The organism is Modestobacter caceresii (genome assembly GCF_000761485.1).
Lineage (GTDB): Bacteria > Actinomycetota > Actinomycetes > Mycobacteriales > Geodermatophilaceae > Modestobacter > Modestobacter caceresii.
Genome location: NZ_JPMX01000079.1, coordinates 12,569 through 30,451, shown reverse-complemented (window position 1 = coordinate 30,451; position 17,883 = coordinate 12,569). Strand labels below are relative to the sequence as shown.

Annotated in this window: 17 protein-coding genes and 1 tRNA gene; 4 read left to right on the top strand and 14 right to left on the bottom strand. The window is 72.0% G+C overall.

Annotated features, from left to right (window positions below):
• Positions 1-98: 98 nt before the first annotated feature.
• Positions 99-638, top strand: coding sequence for a carboxymuconolactone decarboxylase family protein (locus IN07_RS17295; protein WP_036337877.1), 540 nt, complete (start codon positions 99-101; stop codon positions 636-638).
• Between the two features lie 154 nt (positions 639-792).
• Here the strand turns inward: IN07_RS17295 and IN07_RS17290 are convergent, their stop codons facing one another.
• The 3 genes from IN07_RS17290 to IN07_RS17280 all read right to left on the bottom strand — a co-directional run bounded on the left by IN07_RS17290 (position 793) and on the right by IN07_RS17280 (position 3,275).
• Entirely contained in the window at positions 793-1,536 is a 744-nt protein-coding gene (locus tag IN07_RS17290; RefSeq protein WP_231558442.1) for a hypothetical protein, read from the bottom strand.
• A 421-nt stretch (positions 1,537-1,957) separates the two neighbouring features.
• Entirely contained in the window at positions 1,958-2,443 is a 486-nt protein-coding gene (locus IN07_RS17285) for a hypothetical protein (protein ID WP_036337863.1), read from the bottom strand.
• A 28-nt stretch (positions 2,444-2,471) separates the two neighbouring features.
• Complete coding sequence (locus IN07_RS17280; protein ID WP_052091409.1) at positions 2,472-3,275, bottom strand: DUF427 domain-containing protein; 804 nt, start codon at positions 3,273-3,275, stop codon at positions 2,472-2,474.
• 427 nt (positions 3,276-3,702) lie between these two features.
• Here IN07_RS17280 and IN07_RS17275 point away from each other — a divergent pair, with 427 nt between their 5' ends.
• Complete coding sequence (locus IN07_RS17275; protein ID WP_052091408.1) at positions 3,703-4,500, top strand: tyrosine-type recombinase/integrase; 798 nt, start codon at positions 3,703-3,705, stop codon at positions 4,498-4,500.
• A gap of 15 nt (positions 4,501-4,515) precedes the next feature.
• On the opposite strand, the gene IN07_RS17270 is transcribed toward IN07_RS17275, so the two are convergent.
• From IN07_RS17270 to xylA, 8 genes are all read right to left on the bottom strand, one after another.
• Positions 4,516-4,589 (bottom strand) — tRNA-Pro (locus IN07_RS17270).
• 75 nt (positions 4,590-4,664) lie between these two features.
• The gene (gene der / locus IN07_RS17265) at positions 4,665-6,038 is read right to left on the bottom strand and encodes a ribosome biogenesis GTPase Der (RefSeq protein ID WP_036337828.1); all 1,374 of its coding nucleotides are present in this window, start codon (positions 6,036-6,038) and stop codon (positions 4,665-4,667) included.
• Complete coding sequence (gene cmk / locus IN07_RS17260; protein ID WP_036337821.1) at positions 6,035-6,718, bottom strand: (d)CMP kinase; 684 nt, start codon at positions 6,716-6,718, stop codon at positions 6,035-6,037. Before cmk ends, der begins: the two co-directional genes overlap by 4 nt.
• Before the next feature lie 20 nt (positions 6,719-6,738).
• Positions 6,739-7,101 carry a chorismate mutase gene (gene aroH / locus IN07_RS17255; RefSeq protein ID WP_036337818.1) on the bottom strand — a complete coding sequence of 121 codons (363 nt, stop codon included), beginning with the start codon at positions 7,099-7,101 and terminating at the stop codon, positions 6,739-6,741.
• 108 nt (positions 7,102-7,209) lie between these two features.
• Positions 7,210-8,127 (bottom strand): aldose 1-epimerase family protein, encoded by a 918-nt coding sequence (locus IN07_RS17250; protein WP_036337815.1) that lies wholly within the window; start codon positions 8,125-8,127, stop codon positions 7,210-7,212.
• Positions 8,124-9,197 (bottom strand): ABC transporter ATP-binding protein, encoded by a 1,074-nt coding sequence (locus IN07_RS17245; protein ID WP_036337812.1) that lies wholly within the window; start codon positions 9,195-9,197, stop codon positions 8,124-8,126. The genes IN07_RS17250 and IN07_RS17245 overlap by 4 nt, the downstream gene beginning before the upstream one ends.
• 107 nt (positions 9,198-9,304) lie before the next feature.
• Positions 9,305-10,723: a xylulokinase gene (gene xylB / locus IN07_RS17240; protein ID WP_036337809.1), complete on the bottom strand. Its 1,419-nt coding sequence runs from the start codon at positions 10,721-10,723 to the stop codon at positions 9,305-9,307.
• Position 10,724: 1 nt separating this feature from the next.
• Positions 10,725-11,915 (bottom strand): xylose isomerase, encoded by a 1,191-nt coding sequence (gene xylA / locus IN07_RS17235; RefSeq protein ID WP_036337806.1) that lies wholly within the window; start codon positions 11,913-11,915, stop codon positions 10,725-10,727.
• Between the two features lie 140 nt (positions 11,916-12,055).
• On the opposite strand from xylA, the gene IN07_RS17230 reads away from it, so the two are divergent.
• The gene (locus IN07_RS17230) at positions 12,056-13,261 is read left to right on the top strand and encodes an ROK family protein (RefSeq protein WP_081975491.1); all 1,206 of its coding nucleotides are present in this window, start codon (positions 12,056-12,058) and stop codon (positions 13,259-13,261) included.
• A gap of 85 nt (positions 13,262-13,346) precedes the next feature.
• Here IN07_RS17230 and IN07_RS17225 read toward each other — a convergent pair whose 3' ends face one another.
• From IN07_RS17225 to IN07_RS17215, 3 genes are read right to left on the bottom strand one after another with little or no spacing between them, the layout of a single operon-like run.
• A complete protein-coding gene (locus IN07_RS17225) occupies positions 13,347-14,261 on the bottom strand; it encodes a carbohydrate ABC transporter permease (protein ID WP_036337803.1) in 915 nt (304 codons plus the stop codon).
• The gene (locus tag IN07_RS17220) at positions 14,258-15,154 is read right to left on the bottom strand and encodes a carbohydrate ABC transporter permease (protein WP_036337802.1); all 897 of its coding nucleotides are present in this window, start codon (positions 15,152-15,154) and stop codon (positions 14,258-14,260) included. Before IN07_RS17220 ends, IN07_RS17225 begins: the two co-directional genes overlap by 4 nt.
• A 44-nt stretch (positions 15,155-15,198) precedes the next feature.
• The gene (locus IN07_RS17215) at positions 15,199-16,485 is read right to left on the bottom strand and encodes an ABC transporter substrate-binding protein (RefSeq protein ID WP_231558441.1); all 1,287 of its coding nucleotides are present in this window, start codon (positions 16,483-16,485) and stop codon (positions 15,199-15,201) included.
• Between the two features lie 327 nt (positions 16,486-16,812).
• Between IN07_RS17215 and IN07_RS17210 the strand changes: the two genes are divergently transcribed.
• Entirely contained in the window at positions 16,813-17,811 is a 999-nt protein-coding gene (locus IN07_RS17210; protein WP_036337797.1) for a LacI family DNA-binding transcriptional regulator, read from the top strand.
• The last annotated feature ends 72 nt before the right edge of the window (positions 17,812-17,883 follow it).

The window sequence follows — 17,883 nt, the reverse complement described above, 5'->3', positions numbered from 1 at the left end:
CACGGCAACCCAGGTGGCCATCCGGGCACAGCCACGCACCCCGCGACGCTGGCCTGACCGACGGTTGCTCGTCGTCCACCCCGATGAAAGGAACGCCAATGACCCGCATCCCCGTCCACACCGTCGACTCCGCCCCGGAGGGCAGCCGCGACGCCCTCAAGGCGCTCGAGGCCAAGTTCGGCAAGGTCCTCAACATCCACGGCGCGATGGCACACTCCCCCGCCGTCCTGCAGACCTACGTCGCGATCCAACAGGTCATGCAGGACACCGGCACGTTCGACGGCCGGACCCGTGAGGCCATCGCATTGGCGGTGGCGAACGTCGACGAGTGCTCCTACTGCCAGGCCGCACACACCGCCGGGGGGAAGGCGGCCGGGCTCAGCGAGCAGGAGACGATCGACATCCGCCGCGGACAGGTCGAGAACCCGAAGCTGAGTGCGCTCCTCACTCTGGTCCGCGAGCAGACCGGCGGCATCGGCTCCGTCCAGGACAGCACCTGGCAGGCAGCGCTCGATGCCGGCTGGACCGACGCCGAGCTCACCGAGACGTCGGTCCACGTCGCACTGAACCTCTTCACCAACTACTTCAACCACCTGGTGCAGACCGACTTGGACCTGCCGCCGGCTCCGTTCCTCTAGGACCCCAAGGCCCTACCCCGGGCCGCCTCGAACGAGGGGAGGTCGGGCGACTTCCTCCACAGTTGGACGTGCTGCGGTCCGCGGGGCGGGGGCGAAAGCGCCCGCCCCGCGAGACCCCTTAGAACGGGCAACCCATGAGTCGAGAACTGACTATTCACGGCACGGGACGCGATCCCACGCTCCGCTGCCCCAGCGGGAGGAGTCGGTGGGACAACTCCCACTTCGCGGTGTCCAACTCTCCCTCGCACACCGCGGCGGTGAGTCCCGAGGGCAGGTAGTCAGCCCCGGTCGCCGGATCGGTGCCCAGCCAGGCACGGACGACCGAGATGGACTGGCGCACCTTGGTCTCGCCGACGACGTCCGGTTCGTCGGGCCAGAGCGCAGTGGCGTAGCGCTCGCTGGTCACGCCGCCCGGCCGGGTCGCCAGGTAGGCGACGATCTCGGTGTAGAACTGCCGACGCGGATTGCGTTCGGGCAGCGAGCCCTGGGCCCGGACCTCGACCGGACCAAGCAACGTCAGCTTCGGCCGCGGTGACGAGGGATCGGCCCACTCCGCCAGGTCGCTGTCCAGGTCGGGATCGGCGCTCTCGACCTCGCGACGGACCCGCTCGTCGGTGGCAGGGGCCAACGCGCGCAAGTCGGGCTCGGTGGTCGCGGCGCGATCCAGGTATGACGGCGCAGGCAACGGCAGGACCGAGTCGGCCGTCTCCGTGGATGGATGGGCCAGGCGTGCCGCCGGCTCGTCGTCGGCTACATCGGGTCCGAGTAGGGGCTGCCGCGACGGCTCCGCCGCGTCGACCCGAAGACCGCCGCAGGCGTCTGAGTGCCGGTCCCAGGGCTCGTCCCCATGGGCTGGCGGGACGGGACGGTCCTCGGTGACGGCGGCCAGCACGAGCATCTGCGCCAGTGAGGCGGCCTCCTCGGCCGGGAGCTGGTGGGCACGGAGCTCGAGATCGAGCGCGGGGATGCGGAGAACGCCGGCGTCGTCGATGGTCAGCTGCCATCGGACGTCGTCGGCTCGGGCGGGTGCGTTGGCCACCACCACAGCCACCGCGCTGCGCGAGGGCTGCTGCTTGAGGGCAGTCAGCAGCGGCGCCAGTTCGGCGCTCGACTCGCCTGCACCCGGGGCGATGAGCAGGACGTGCAAGGCCCACGCATCGGGTGTACTTCCGGAGCCACTCGACGTGGTCACGCCGTCGTGATCCCGTCGAGTGGCTCCGTGCCACCCCACGGGCGTAGTGGCCAAGGAGTTCACCGTGCTGACGAACTTCCCGTCGGCTGCACGGCTGCCCCGGCGGCGCGCTGTGACGAGCCAGGCGCTATGGCCTCACGCGAGGGTCGAGGGCGCGGTCGAAGATCGCGCTGGTGGCGGCGATGTTCACGGCCTTGTCCAGGACGTCAATGGTCCAATCCTTGCGCGACCACGTCCACGGCTTGCCCAGCCCGAGGGCTGTGATCATGACTAGGTCCTGGGTGTAGATGGCGCCGAACGTCGCCCCCGCGCCCCGCGCGCCGCGCAGGCCCAAGTGGGCCGCCACCCCGTAGGCGGCACCCCACAACGCGCCCAGCGAGGTGTGGGTGGCGTAGTTGAGCCGTTTCCTCCCCGCATCGCTGCGGGGCTTCACTGGCAGCAGTCTCTCGGTAAGGTCCGCCGGGCCGTAGCTGTCCCCACGCTCGGAGATGGGCATCTCGACCAGCTTCTGCCACGCGGTCATCACGAGGCTGCCGGCCACACCGGCCAGCACGCCGCGACCGACGTTCGCCGCCAGAGACGGGCGCTTGGTTGAACGGTTGAGGAGGGACATGGCGACCAGCTACCCGCCCGCAGGAGCCTCAACCGCCCTCCACGTCCTCCACCTCGACTTCCACCCGCTCGCCGGGGAAACACAACAGCCCGCGGACGGCCTCGGCGTCGTGGAAGGGGTCGGGATAGGTCCACGCCAGGTCCTTCTCGGACCTCTTCCCCAGGCGGAGCGACCAGTAGTGCGCGATCCCCTTGTAGGGGCAGCGGGTGGTGGTGTAGCTGGGCTCGAGCAGGTCAGTGCGCACGTCCTCGCGCGGCAGGTACCACCGCACGGGCAGGCCGCTCTCGCAGAGCATCCGCGGCGCGGTGGAGTCAGCGACGATGGTGCCGTCGACGCTCACCCGGACCCGACGGGAGCTGCGCAGGACGTCGATACGGGTGTAGGGGTCTCGGGGGTGGACGAAGACCTCCTCGTCCTCCTCGAACACCCCGTCCATCGAGTCCCAGTCGAAGGCGATCAGGCCGGTGATCCCCGCCGCGGTGGGCGGCGGGTGCTCCCACGAGTAGGCCGCGTTCACCGCCCGCCGCTGGCCCACCTGCACCGTCCAGTACCTGCCGTCCCCCATCCCGGGGTCGGACCGCCGCCGCTCGCTCGGCTCGAACAGGTCCGTGCGCACGTCCTCGCGCGGGAACAGGTACGTCGGCGTCCGGCCCGGCGGATGCAGGAGGTGCACGTCGGTGCTGTCGGCGACCGCCGTCCCGCCCAGGATGACCCGGACCCGCCGCGGCGAGCTCTCCTCCAGGTACAGCACCTGCTCGGGGGCGTGAGGATCGAAGTTGAACCTTCCTGCCGGATGCTCCCCGAACGGCCCACTGCCCTTGGTCAAACTCATGCGCCGCGAGTACCCGGGCGACCGGGACCGACACGTCCCCGCCCCTGGCCGGCACAGCTCCGGCAGCTGCCACGTCCTCGCGGCAGCATCAGAACGCCGGTGCAGCACGGGCGGCCCGGTTCGCTGTGCGCAGGGCCGGCGAGCGACGGTCGGCCCCCAGTGGTCCCTTCAGCCGCAGGGCCTCGCCGCCATCGCCGTTGCCGTGCACGACACCGCCTGTTCCGGTGAGGTCGATCGTGACTCTGCAGGCATCAGAGCGGAAGCACACCACGCAGGCCCTGTACGCCGGCGTTGCTCGGTCGCACGTCCTCGGCAGCTCCCTTGACCGCCGCACCCTGGACAAGGTCCGGCCTTCCCACGTCGAAGGTTGGGTCGTCCAGCTTCGCGCAAAGGTCTGGCCGAGTCGACCATCCGGACGGCGTACACGGTGCTGCAGGCAATCCTGGACACGGCAGTCCGGGACGGTGCGATCGCCGTCAATCCCTCGGCGGCGATCAGACGGCCCAAGGTGACCAGCAAGGAGGCCACTCACCTGACACCGGCCCAGGTCGCCGAACTGCTCGATGCGGCTCGGAGCTCCCGGTACGCGCCCCTGTTCGAACTGCTCGTCCACACCGGGCTGCGCCGTGGCGAAGCGCTCGCGCTTCGATGGGTTGACGTCGACCTGGACCGAGGGACGCTGCGCGTGCGGGGAACCCTGGCGCGCATCGACGGCGTCCTGGTCGTCACCGAGCCCAAGACGGCCAAGTCCAACTGGTTGGTGCCGATCTCCGCGCCCGCCGAACATCTCCTGCGCGACGTGCAGCGCGCGCAGGCCGCGGAGCGGCTGCACTCAGGTTCGGTATGGCGGGAGACCGGCTACGTGTTCACCACCGAGTTCGGAGAGCCCTGCGACCCACGCAACGCCGTGCGGGCGTTCAAGGTCGCAGCCGCACAAGCCGGCCTGACCGACGCCGGCCTCCACACGCTGTGCCACTCAGCCGCCAGCGTGATGCTCACCCGCGGCGTCCCCCTCAAGGTGGTCTCGGACATCCTCGGCCACTCCTCGATCGCCATCACCGGCGACGTCTACGGCCACGTCTCCCCCGCCGTCTCGCGGGACGCCGTCACCACCCTGGGCACCGTCCTGACCAACTCTGGGTCGGCTAATGGTGGTCAGAATGGTGGTCAAACCCGACCGGACAACAGAAGAGGCCGTTCCCGGTCTCCCGGAAACGGCCTCTGACCTGCGGCTTCCCTGTCGGGCTGACAGGATTTGAACCTGCGACCCCCTGACCCCCAGTCAGGTGCGCTACCAAGCTGCGCTACAGCCCGAGCCCCAAGGGCCTCTCGGCCCCGGACGCTGCCCGAGAAGGTTACCGCACCCGGTCCGCTGCCCCGTGGGCCGGGTCAGCCCTTGCGCTCGCGCGCCTTGGTCTCGCGCACCTTGACCGAGACGTCGATCGGGGTGCCGTGGAAGCCGAACTGCTCGCGCAGCTTGCGCTCCAGGAACCGCCGGTACCCGGCCTCCAGGAAGCCGGTGGAGAAGACCACGAACCGGGGCGGCCGGACGTCGGCCTGCGTCACGTACTTGATCTTCGGGGCACGGCCACCACGAGCTGGCGGCGGCGTCTCCTGCACCAGCGCCCGGATGAACGTGTTGAGCTCCGCGGTGGGCACCCGGGTCTCCCAGCCGGCCAGCGCCGTCTTCAGGTGGTCGGCCAGCTTGTTGACCCCCCGCCCGGTCACCGCCGAGATGTTCACCCGACTGGCCCACTGGATCCGGGCGAGGTCGCGGTCGATCTCCCGCTCCAGCTGGGCGTGCCGGTCCTCGTCCAGGGTGTCCCACTTGTTGAAGGCGATGACCAGCGCCCGGCCGGCCTCGATCACCTGGGTGATCACCCGCTGGTCCTGCTCGCTGATCACCTCGTCGGCGGCCAGCAGCACGACCGCGACCTCGGCGGCCTCGATCGCCGCCTCGGTGCGCAGGCTGGCGTAGTACTCGGTGCCGCTGGCGGTGTTGACCTTGCGGCGCAACCCCGCCGTGTCCACGAACCGCCACTGCTCACCGCCGAGGGTCACCAGGGAGTCGACCGGGTCGACCGTGGTGCCGGCCACCGAGTCGACGACCGAGCGCTCCTCCTTGGACAGCCGGTTGATCAGGCTGGACTTGCCCACGTTCGGCCGGCCGACGAGGGCCACTCGGCGGGGACCGCCCACGTCGTCCTGCTCGCGGGGCGCCTCCGGCATCGCATCCAGCACCAGGTCGAGCAGGTCACCGCTCCCCCGGCCGTGCAGTGCACTGACCGAGAACGGCTCTCCCAGGCCCAGCGACCAGAGCTCGGCCGCGTTCGACTCGCCCCGCTCGTCGTCCACCTTGTTGGCCACCAGGATCACCGGCGTGGTGCTGCGCCGCAGCACCCGGGCGGCGGCCAGGTCGGTCTCGGTCACCCCGACCGCGGCGTCCACGACCAGCACGATGACGTCGGCGGTCTTCATCGCGTACTCGGCCTGCCGGGCGATGGAGGCGGCCATGCCGGTCGCCTTCGGCTCCCAACCGCCGGTGTCGACGACGGTGAAGTTCTTGCCGTTCCACAGCGCCTGGTACGGGATGCGGTCCCGGGTGACGCCCGGGATGTCCTGGACGACGGCGGCGCGGCGGCCCAGGAATCGGTTGACCAGGGTCGACTTGCCGACGTTCGGCCGCCCCACGATGGCCACCACCGGGAGCGGGCCGGTGGGCTCGTCGCCGCCGGGGACGTCGGTGTCGGTGTCGGTGCTCATGCTGCTCCCACTGCAGTGCGCGCCAGGTCGAGCACACGCTCGACCACGGCATCACGGTCCAGCCCGGTGCTGTCGACGACCACGGCGTCGACAGCTGGGCGCAGCGGGCTGTCGGCCCGGCTGCTGTCGTACTCGTCGCGACGCCGCAGGTCCGCGGCGATCTCGGCGATCTTGGCGGGGTCGGTGACCCCCAGCTGACCGGCCCGCCGCTGGGCGCGGGCCTCGGGTGCGGCGGTCAGGTAGACCTTCAGGGTGGCGTCGGGCAGGACGACGGTGCCGATGTCCCGGCCCTCGACGACGACCGCTTCGGCCTCGGCGACCAGCGCGCGCTGCCGGTCGACCAGCATCCGTCGCACGGCCGGGACGGCGGAGACCGGCGACACCGTGCGGGTCACCTCTGCCCCCCGGATCCGGGCTGCCACGTCCACGCCGTCGACCAGCACCAGCTCGGCGCCGGCCGACGTCCCCACCTGGATGTCGGCGGAGGCGACGGCGCGGGTGACGGCGTCGGTGTCGGTCAGGTCGACCCCGGCGTCGAGCACCGCGACGGTCGCCGCCCGGTACATGGCGCCGGTGTCCAGATAGGCCGCCCCCAGGCGGGCGGCGACGTCGCGGGCGACGCTGGACTTCCCGGTCCCCGACGGCCCGTCCAGGGTCACCTGACCGAGGAACCCGCTCACTGCTGCACTCCCCTGCTCACTCACTGCGCGATGTCCCGGCGGAGCGCCACGGCCCCGCGCAGGTAGACGTGCTGGACGGCGGACCGGTCCCGGTCGGTCTCGACGTGCGCCATCAGCCGCAGCACCCGCGGCAGGGCGTGCGGTACCGCGATCTCGGTGGCGCACATCAGCGGCACGTCGCCCAGCCCCAGCTCCCGCGCGGCCAGCGCCGGGAACTCCGACACCAGGTCGGGGGTGGCGGTGAACAGGATGCTGATCAGGTCAGCGGGGTCCAGCTCGTTGCGCGTCAGGACCGTGCTCACCAGCTCCCGGGTGGCCTCCAGGACCTCGTCCCGGTCGTCGGCGGCCACCTGGGTCGCACCGCGGATGGCTCGGACGGCCACAGCACTCTCCTCGATCGATGCGGTGCACGGGTCGCCGTGCACCTCGATCGAGTCTACGGAGCCCGCGCCACCTCTCCCGCCGGACGGCGGGAGAGGTGGTCGGTCGGCTCAGCCCAGGGGCGTGAGGCCCCAGGTCGCGGTGGTCGACTCGCCCGGCTGCAGGCGGATCACCGACTCCCCGGTGGCGAAGGCGTTCGGCGGACAGGTCATCGGCTCGACCGCCAGCCCCTGCCGGCGGCGCGGTTCGGGCACGACGTCGCCGGTGAACAGCTGCAGGTGGCTGTAGGCCGTGTCCAGCCAGACCGCGGCACCGCGCCCGTCGGGGCCGGTGAACCGCACCCAGGCCAGCCCGTCGGCGTCCCGCTCGAGGTCGGTGAAGCAGTGGTCGATGCGCAGCTCCCCGATCAGCCGGCCCGCACGCAGGTCGTAGGGCGTGCCGTCGACCTCCTTCGCGCCGGTGGGCAGCGCGCGCTCGTCGGTCTCCAGCCGGGTGGCCCCGGGAGCGACCAGCGTGCAGTCGTCGACGCGCAGCCCGGCGCCGGCGGCGAGGTAGGGGTGGTGGCCCTCGCCGTAGGGCAGCGCGACGTCGCCCTCGTTGGTGGCGGTGGTCTGCACGCTGAGCCCGGCCGGCGTCAGTTCGTAGCCGACCTGCAGCCGCAGCGTCCACGGGTAGCCCGGCTGCGGGTGGAGCAGGAGCTCCAGCCGTACCGAGTCACTGGTCCGGTCGACCGCCCGCCAGGGCAGGAAGCGGACGAGGCCGTGGATCGCGTTGCCGGTCTCGTGCTCCGACACCGGCGTGGAGTGCTCCTCGCCGTCCCAGGTGTAGCGGCCGTCGCGCAGCCGATTGGGCCACGGCGCCAGGACGTGGCCACGCGCGTTGCCGGCCATCTCCCGCTCGCCGTAGCCGTCGACCACGTCCCGGCCACCCGACCGGTAGCTGCGCAGACCGCCGCCGACCTCGACGACGACCGCCTCCGCGTCGGCGCAGCGCAGCACGTACTGCTCGCCGGTGGGCAGCACCGTCATCCGAGGCGCTCGCCGCTGACGACGTCGAACAGGTGCACGTGGCCCTGCCGCGGGGTCACGTGGATGACCTCGCCCTTGGCCGGGGGGCGCCGGCCGTCGACCCGGGCGATGATCTCGTGCTCGCCGTCGCCGACCTTGGTCCGGCCGTACACGTAGGCGTCGGCGCCGAGCTCCTCCACCACGTCGACGTCGATGGGCAGCCCGTTCGCGGAGACCTCGAGGTCCTCCGGGCGGACGCCGACGGTGATCTGGCTGCCGGCGGCGTGGCCGAGCACGTCCCGGCCCACCGGGTACACGGTGTCGCCGAACGCGACCCCGCCGTCGACCTGGGGCAGCTCGAACAGGTTCATCGCGGGCGAGCCGATGAACCCGGCGACGAACACGTTGGCCGGGAAGTCGTAGAGCTCACGCGGCTTGCCGACCTGCATGAGCAGCCCGTCCTTGAGCACCGCCACGCGGTCGCCCATGGTCATGGCCTCGACCTGGTCGTGGGTGACGTAGACGGTGGTGACGCCGAGGCGCCGCTGCAGGGAGGCGATCTGGGTGCGGGTCTGCACGCGCAGCTTGGCGTCGAGGTTCGACAGCGGCTCGTCCATCAGGAACACCTGCGGGGAGCGGACGATAGCCCGGCCCATCGCGACCCGCTGCCGCTGACCACCCGACAGCGCCTTGGGCTTGCGGTCCAGGTAGGGCTCCAGGTCCAGCAGCTTGGCGGCGTCCTCGACCCGCGAGCGGCGCTCCTCCTTGCCGATGCCGGCCATCTTGAGCGCGAAGCCCATGTTGTCCGCCACGGTCATGTGCGGGTACAGGGCGTAGTTCTGGAACACCATCGCGATGTCCCGCTCCTTCGCGGCGACGTCGGTGACGTCCTTACCGCCGATGAGGATCCGCCCGCCGTCGATGTCCTCCAGGCCGGCGAGCATCCGCAGCGAGGTCGACTTGCCGCAGCCGGACGGGCCGACCAGGACCAGGAACTCACCGTCCTCGATCTCGAGGTCGAGCGCGTCCACGGCGGGGCGCTCGGACCCGGCGTACAGGCGGGTTGCGGAGTCGTAGGTGACAGACGCCATGGTGTGGTCCTCCTACCGGCAGGAACGTGCCGGACGATCCGAGTGGGTGGGGTCACGGGGGTGCTGTGCTGATCATGCGGTCTCGCGGACGTGCTGTGTACTGCGGGTCACACCCGGGTGGCGGTCATCTCCCGCACCTCGGCGTACCGCTCGCGCACGTGCGGCACCGGGTCCGCCTCGTGCGTCTCTGTGCTGGTGGCCGGCCACACCGGTGCGGTGCTGCCACCGGCCAGCACCCAGGCGGCCTGCCGAGCAGCGCCGTCGGCGACGTACTCCCCTGCCGGCGGAACGAGCACCGGCACGCCGAGGACGGCGGGAGCCAGCCGGCGGACCGCCTCGGACCGGGCACCCCCACCGACCAGGAAGACCCGGCGGACCGGGTTGCCCTGGGCGGCGATCGCGTCCAGCCCGTCGGCCAGCCCGCAGAGCAGGCCCTCGATCGCCGCCCGCGCCAGGTGCGCGGGGTCGGCGGTGGAGAGGGTGAGCCCGTGCACGGCCCCGGTCGAGTGCGGCCGGTCCGGCGTCCGCTCGCCCTCCAGGTAGGGGACGACGACGAGTCCACCGGAGCCGGCGGGTGCGGTGAGCGCCAGCCGGGACAGCTCGTCGTGGTCGACCCCGAGCAGCCGCGCCGTGGCGTCCAGCACCCGGGCCGCGTTCAGCGTGACCACCAGCGGCAGGAAGTTGCCGGTGGCGTCGGCGAACCCGGCGACGGTGCCGGTCGGGTCGGCGCTCGGGGTGCTCGACACGGTCGACACCACCCCCGACGTCCCGACGGAGAGGACGACGTCACCGGGCTCGGCGTTGATGCCCAGCGCGGCCGCGGCGTTGTCCCCGGTGCCCGGGCCGAGCAGCGCACCGCCGGCCGCGCCCAGGGCGCCGTCGGCCACCGCACCGGCCCGCTCGGCCGGCCCCAGCACCCTCGGCAGCACCGGGGTGCTGCCGAAGGCGCGCTCGAGCAGGTCGAGCCGGTAGGCCTCCTGGGCCGGTGACCAGTAGCCGGTCCCGCTGGCGTCCCCCCGGTCGGTGACCAGGGCGTCCAGGCCGGGTGAACCGGCCAGCCGCCAGGTGAGCCAGTCGTGCGGGAGGCAGACCGCCGCCGTCCGCGCCGCGTTCCCCGGCTCGTGCTCGGCCAGCCAGCGCAGCTTGGTCACGGTGAACGAGGCGACCGGCACGAGGCCGACGGCGTCGGCCCAGGCCTGCCCACCACCGAGTTCGGCGGTGAGGTCGGTCGCGGCCTGGGCGGACCGGGTGTCGTTCCACAGCAGCGCCGGGCGGACGACCTCGCCGTCGGAGTCCAGGCAGACCATGCCGTGCTGCTGTCCGCCGACGGCGACCGCAGCGACGTCGGCGAGGCCGCCGGCCTCGTCGATCGCCGTCTGCAGCGCCGCCTCCCAGGCGGCCGGGTCGACCTCGGTGCCGTCGGGGTGCGGCGCCCGGCCCTCTCGGACCAGGCGACCGCTCTCGGCGTCCCGCACCACGACCTTGCACGACTGGGTCGACGAGTCGACCCCGGCCACCAGTGTCATGTCAGCGGGCGCCGAGCAGGTGCTCGAGCATCAGCTGGTCGACCCGGACGACGCCGGCGCCGCGCTTGGCCACCGTGTCGGCGTCGAAGTCCTCGAACGCCGACCGGTCGGCGAGCAGGTCCTCGATGGTCTCGCCCTCGCCGAGGGTGGGCTGACGCAGCTCGGGCACCCGTGCGGCGGCCAGGGCCTCCTGCACCTCCGGGTCGGCCCGGAAGGCCGCGGCCCGCTCCTTGAGCAGCAGGTAGGTGCGCATGTTGGCGGCGGCCGAGCGCCACACGCCGTCCATGTCCTCGGTGCGCAGCGGCTTGTAGTCGAAGTGCCGCGGACCGTCGTAGGCCAGGGCGCCGTCGACGCCACCGTTCTCCAGCAGGTCGACGGTGGAGAAGGCCTGGAGCAGGTCGCCGTGCCCGAAGACCAGGTCCTGGTCGAACTTCGGGCCGTGCTGGCCGTTCAGGTCGATGTGGAAGAGCTTGCCGGCCCACAGCGCCTCGGCGATGCCGTGGGTGAAGTTGAGGTTCGCCATCTGCTCGTGCCCGGTCTCCGGGTTGAGCCCGACCAGGTGCGAGTGCTCGAGCTTGGCGATGAAGCCCAGCGCGTGCCCGATGGTCGGCAGGAAGATGTCACCGCGCGGCTCGTTCGGCTTGGGCTCCAGGGCGAACTTCAGGCCGTAGCCGCGCGACTCGGAGTAGGCGGCCAGGGTGTCGATGGACTCGGCGTAGCGGTCCAGCGCGGCGATGAGGTCCTTGGCCATGTCGACCTCGGCGCCCTCACGACCGCCCCACAGGACGTAGGTCTGGGCGCCCAGCTCGGCGGCCAGGTCCATGTTCCGCATGACCTTGCGCAGCGCGTAGCGACGCACCTCGCGGTCGTTGGCGGTGAGCCCGCCCTCCTTGAACACCGGGTGGGTGAACAGGTTGGTGGTCACCATCGGGACGACCAGGCCGGTCTCGTCCAGCGCGGCGCGGAAGCGCTTGATGTGGGCGTCCCGTGCGGCGGTGTCGCTGCCGAAGGGGATCACGTCGTCGTCGTGGAAGGTCACGCCGTAGGCGCCCATCTCGGCGAGCCGGTGCACCGACTCCACCACGTCCACCGGGGCCCGGGTGGCGGTGCCGAACGGGTCGGCGGCCGGCCAGCCGACCGTCCACAGGCCGAAGGTGAACTTGTGCTCGGGGGTCGGCTGCAGGGTGCTCATCGGGGAGTTCCTCTCACTGGGTGGCGCAGGTGGGTGCAGGACGGGAGGCTGCGGGGCGGCACCGGGGTGCCCGCTCCCTGCGGGTGACGTTCTTTTGTTTCGCCTCGAAACATAAGGCAGGAGGTGGCTAACCTCAACCCGTGACGCAGCGACTGGCCGACGTGCCGAGCGGGGCCCGGCAGTCGACGCTGCGGACCACGAACCTGGGCCTGGTGCTGCGCACGGTGTGCGCGTCGGACCGCCCCACGTCGCGCTCGGACGTCGCCGCGACCACCGGCATGACCCGGGCCACGGCCGCCCGTCTGGTCGACGAACTGCTGGCCGGCGGGCTGCTCGACGAGGGCGAGCGCGACCCCCTCCCCCGGCGCGGCCGGCCGGCGACGCCACTGCTGCCCGGCGCCGCGTTCGCCGCCCTCGGGCTGCAGGTGGACGCCGGTCTGCTGGCGGCGCGGGTGGTGGACCTGCGCGGCCGGGTCGTCGCCGAGCGCGTCGAGCAGGCCGACCTCCGCGGCAGCGAGCCCGCTGCCACCTTCGCCCGGCTGGGCGTGCTGACCGAGGAGCTGCTGGCCGGTGCGCCGACCGGGCTGCGCCTCGTCGGCGGCGGACTCGCGCTGCCCGGCGTCGTGGACGAACTGACCGGCGTACTGCTGCGCGCACCCAACCTCGGCTGGTCCGACCTCCCCACCGCCGGCCTCCTCGGCGACGTCCTGCCGGCGGGGCTGACGGTCGACCTGGGCAACGAGGCCGACCTCGCGGCCCGCACGGTCGCCCAGGAGGCACCCGGCCGTGCCGGACCGCACCGTGACTTCCTCTACCTGTCCGGGCAGATCGGCATCGGCGGCGCCGTCGTGCTCGACGGTCGGGTCGTCACCGGGAGCTCCGGCTGGGCCGGCGAGGTGGGGCACGTGTGCGTCCAGCCCGACGGGCCGGCCTGCAGCTGCGGCTCCACCGGGTGCCTGGAGCTCTACGCCGGCCGGCACGCACTGCTTCGCGCCGCCGGGCTGCCACTGGACGCGTCCTCCGGCGACCTGGCCCGGCTCGCCCGGGACGGGGACCCGGCCGGCGCGGCCGCCGTCGAGACGGGCGCCTGGGCACTGGGCGTGGCCCTGGCCGGCGTGGTCAACGTGGTCGGCATCCCGACCGTCGTCCTGGGCGGACACCTGGCCGAGCTGGCCGACCTGCTGCGCCCCGCGCTGGAGGGACACCTGGCCCGCCGGGTGCTGTCCGCCCGCTGGCGCGCGCCCCGGATCCTGAGCGCCCGGGGCCCGCTCGCCGCCGGGGCGACCGGTGCGGCACTGCGCGCCCTGGACGGCGTCCTCGCCGACCCGGCGCACCGGCTGGGCTGAGCCGACCCGGCGCACCGGTCGGGCCGAGCCGACCCGGTGCACCGGTCGGGCGGATCGCCCGGGGAGCTGACGCACGACCGGCCCGCTACTTCCCGAAGCCGGCGGTGAGCCCGCTGAGCAGGTAGCGGCGGCCGACCAGGTACAGCACGAAGATCGGGACGACCGACAGCGTGACCGCCGCGAGCAGACCCGGGACGTTGGTGCCGAACTGGCCCTGGAAGTCCCACAGCCCGAGGGTGAGCACGCGGGTGCTCTCGGACTGGGTGAGCACCAGCGGGAAGAGGAAGCCGTTCCAGGCGTTCAGCGCGGTGAACACCGAGATCGTCGTGATCGCCGGCTTCGCCAGCGGCAGCACGAGGTTGCGCAGCACGCCGAACGGGCCGGCGCCGTCGAGCGTCTGTGCCTCGTACAGCTCCTTCGGGATGTCCCGCAGGCTGTTGGTCATCACCAGCAGCGCCACCGGCAGCGCGAAGGCGGCCGTGGGCAGGATGATCGCCAGCAGGGTGTCGTACAGCCGCAGCTGGGTGATCAGCAGGTACACCGGGATGATCGTGGCCTGGGCCGGGATGGCCAGGCCGATCAGCATGATCGAGAAGAACCGCTGCACCAGCGGGCCGGCGTTGCGGGCCACCGCGTAGGCGGCCGGCACGGTCACCGCGACCACGATGGCCACGGTGGCGACGGTCACGATGACGTTGTTGATCAGGTACGTGAGGAAGCCGCCCTCGAAGACGGTCACGTAGTTGTCGATCGTCGGGTCCGTCGGGGGCTTCAGCGGGCTGGTCGACAGGTAGTCCTGCCGGGTCCGGAAGCTCGCCGCGACCAGGTAGTACAGCGGGACGGCGACGATGACGAGCCAGATCGTCGCCAGGACGCCGGCCAGCCAGTTCGGCCGCTCCCGCCGTCCGCCGGGGCTGCCGCCCCGGCGACGACGGACGGGCGGTGCGGCGGTGGCACCGGTGGGGGCCTCCGGGAGAGTCGCGGTCTGCGCCACGGTCACGCCCCTTCCTGCTGGCTGTTCATGTCGCGGAAGCCGGTGGCCTTGGTGACCACGAGCGACAGGCCGGCACCGAGCGCGAGCAGCAGCACCGCGACGGCGCTGGCGTAGCCGAACTCGAAGCCGCTGAACCCGGTGATGTACATGTACAAGGGCGCGATGCGGGTCGCCGTCCCGGGCCCACCGCCGGTGAGGATCAGCACGGTGTCGAACGTCGTGAACGAACCGACCAGCATCAGCACCGTCGAGGTGATGATCGTGTACCGCAGCAGCGGCAGGGTGATCTGGAAGAACTGCTTGTACCGACCGGCGCCGTCGATCGTGGCCGCCTCGTACAGGCTGGCCGGGATGGTCCGCGCCGCGGCTTGGTAGAGCAGCGTGTGGAACGGCACGTACTGCCAGGTGATCACGAAGATCACCGTGTAGATGACGATGCTGGTGTCGCCCAGGAAGTTGAACTCGCCCAGCAAGGGCAGCGACTGGGTGACGCCGAAGTTCGGGTCGAGCACCGAGCGCCACAGCAGCGCGATGGCGGCGGTGGACAGCAGCAGCGGCAGGAAGAACAGCGAGCTCAGGATCGCCCGGTTGCGCTGCCTGCCGGCTGCCCAGACCCCGATCAGGAGCGCGACCGGGGTCTGGACCAGCCAGGACAGGACCATGAACACGAGGGTGAGCACCAGGGCGTCGCGCGCCTCGCCGTCTCCGGCCAGGCGGCTCCAGTTCCCCGCCCCGGAGGGCTGCGGGAACCCGAAGCCGTCCCAGTCGGTGAAGCTGAGGTAGACGACCAGCAGCATCGGCACCACTGCGAACAGCCCGAAGAACAGGACTGCCGGTGCCGCGTACCACGCGGACGGACGCTGCTGCCCCGTCTGCGTTGATGACCCTCGTGAGCTCATGACCTTCTCGTCCTCGTTGGGGTGCTGACTCAGCCGACCCTGGCTCAGCCGGCCAGGGCGTCGACGAAGCCCTGCGGGGTCTGCTCGCCGAGGAAGAACAGCGAGAGCTGCTCGAGCATCTCGGTCGCCTCGTCGGCGGCCAGGTCCTGGTCCCAGGAGAGCTGGAAGTTCTCCGCGTCCACCGTCTGGTCGTAGATGAAGGTGGTGTACTCCGAGTTCTCGGCCTCCTCCAGCTTCTCCCGCACGCCGGTCACCGGCGGGACGTCACCGGCGGCGATGAGGTCGTCGATGTAGGTCTCGTCGGTCAGCGCGGTGGAGAGGAACTCCTCCGCCGCCTCCTTGTTCTCGGAGTCGGTGGTCAGCGAGTAGAAGTTCGACACGTTGCCCACGAGGTTGGACGGGTCACCCTCGCCACCGGTCACGGCCGGGAAGGGCGCCCAGCCGAGGTCGCCGGCCTCGACGAAGTCCGGGCTCTGGCCGAGCTGGTTGACGAACTCCCAGGAGCCCATCAGGTGGAAGCCGGCGTCGCCCTGGGCGAGGATCGTCGAGGCGCCGCCGACGTCGTAGCCGACCGACGCGAACTCGGTGCCGAAGCCGCCGCGGTCGATGAGCTCCTTGAGCATGGTCATCGCCTCGAGCACCGCGGGCTGGCTCCAGTCGCCCTCCACGCCGTCGCGGATGTTCTGGAACACCTCGGGGCCACCGACGCGGTCGAGCAGGTACTCGGCCCACATCAGCTCGGTCCACGCCTGGTTGCCCGCCAGGGCGATCGGGGTGACGTTGGCGGCCTTGAGCTGGTCGACCGCGGTCAGCAGGTCGTCCCAGGTCTCGGGGACCTCGACGCCGGCGGACTCGAGCACCGACTTGTTGTAGAAGAGGACGACCGGCTGCATGCCGCGCATCGGCAGGCCGTAGTTCTTGCCGTCCAGCTCCGCACCGGCGAGGACGCTGGGCAGGAAGGCGTCCCGCAGCTCGGGGTTCTCGTCCAGCAGCGGGGTCAGGTCCTCGACCGTGCCGGCGTCGACGTACTCCTTGAGGTTGCCGCCGCCCCAGTTGAAGAAGAGGTCGGGGGCCTGCGGGGAGCCGATCGCGGTGCGCAGCCGCTGCTTGTACGGGTCGTTGCCGAAGGTCGCCAGCTCGAAGTCGCCGGCCTCCGACTGCTCGTTGAAGCGCTCGATCGAGGCTTCCTCGATGGGGTTGAGGGTCGTGTCCTGGAGGGCCCACACCTGTCCGGTGCCGCCCTCACCCCCACCGCCGCCACTGCCGCCGCTGGGGCCCGAGGACCCACATGCAGCGACCGAGGCGAGCAGGACGAGGGTGCTGGCGGACACGCCAACACGGGTCAGACGCTGGGAAGTCATCCCACGCCACCTTTCCTGTTTCGTCGTTGAAAACCGAAAGTTTCGGGCAGTTGCTGGAACGTAAGCCACGTCACCGGCGGGTGTCAACGACCCTGTCAGCAGCCCGGCAGGCTGTTGCAGCACCGTTACCTCATCTGCGCTGGGCGGCCGAGCCACCCGCTCGGTGACTATGCATTCACCGAAACTTTCGATAACGTCCCGGGCACGCCGACAGCGACGCCGGCCGGACCGCTCCCCCCGGTGGACGGGCGCCTCCGGGGTCGCACCGGCACCCAACGAGGACCGGGAGGGCCGCGAGTGCCACCGCAACAGCTGGGCCGACCGACGCTGGCGAGCATCGCCGCGGCGGCCGGCGTCTCCCTGCCCACCGTCTCCAAGGTGGTCAACGGCAAGACCGACGTGGCCCCGGCCACCCGGGCGCACGTCCAGCAGTTGCTCGAGGAGCACAACTACGTCCCGGTGGCCCGCAAGGCACCCGAGGACCTCCTGGTCGACGTCGTCTTCACCGCGCTGGACAGCCCCTGGGCCGTGGAGATCCTGCGTGGGGTCACCGAGAGCGGCCTCGACGTGGTGGTCTCCTCCCAGTCGCGCTCCTCGGACACCGACTGGGTCGGTGCGCTCATCGCCGGCGGCCGACGGGGCGCCCTCGTGGTCACCTCCCGGCTCACCGCCGCCGACCAGCGCCGGCTGGGCCGCTCGCGGCTCCCGGTGGTCGTCATCGACCCGGTCGACATGCCGGGGCAGGACGTCCCCAGCGTCGGCGCCACCAACTGGGCCGGCGGCCTGGCCGCCACCGAGCACCTGGTCGAGCTGGGGCACCGGCGGATCGCCGTGATCGGCGGCCCGCAGGACTACCTGTGCAGCCGGGCGCGGATCGACGGCTACCGGGCCGCGCTGGAGCGGGCTGGCATCGCCGTCGACCCGGAGCTGGTCCGGCACGGCACCTTCCGCCACCAGGGCGGCTACGACCAGACCCGCGCGCTGCTCGCGCTGCCGGAACCGCCGACCGCGGTCTTCGCCGGCAGCGACGAGCAGGCCTTCGGGGTCATGGAGGCCGCCCGCCAGGCCGGGCTCTCGGTGCCGGGCGACCTGAGCGTGGTCGGCTTCGACGACCTGCCGATGGCCCGCTGGTCGTCCCCGCCACTGACCACCGTCTGCCAGCCGCTGGCCGACATGGGGCGGCTCGCCGGCCGCATGCTGCACGAGCTGATCGACGGCGGGGAGCTGTCCAGCCAGCGCGTGGAGCTGGCCACCCACCTGGTCACCCGAGCGTCCACCGCCGCCCCTCGTCGCTGACCGCAGCGACCGCCCCCGGCGCCGGGCCCCGCCCCCGGCTTCCCCACCGCTGGACCACCGCGCCGCCGCCGG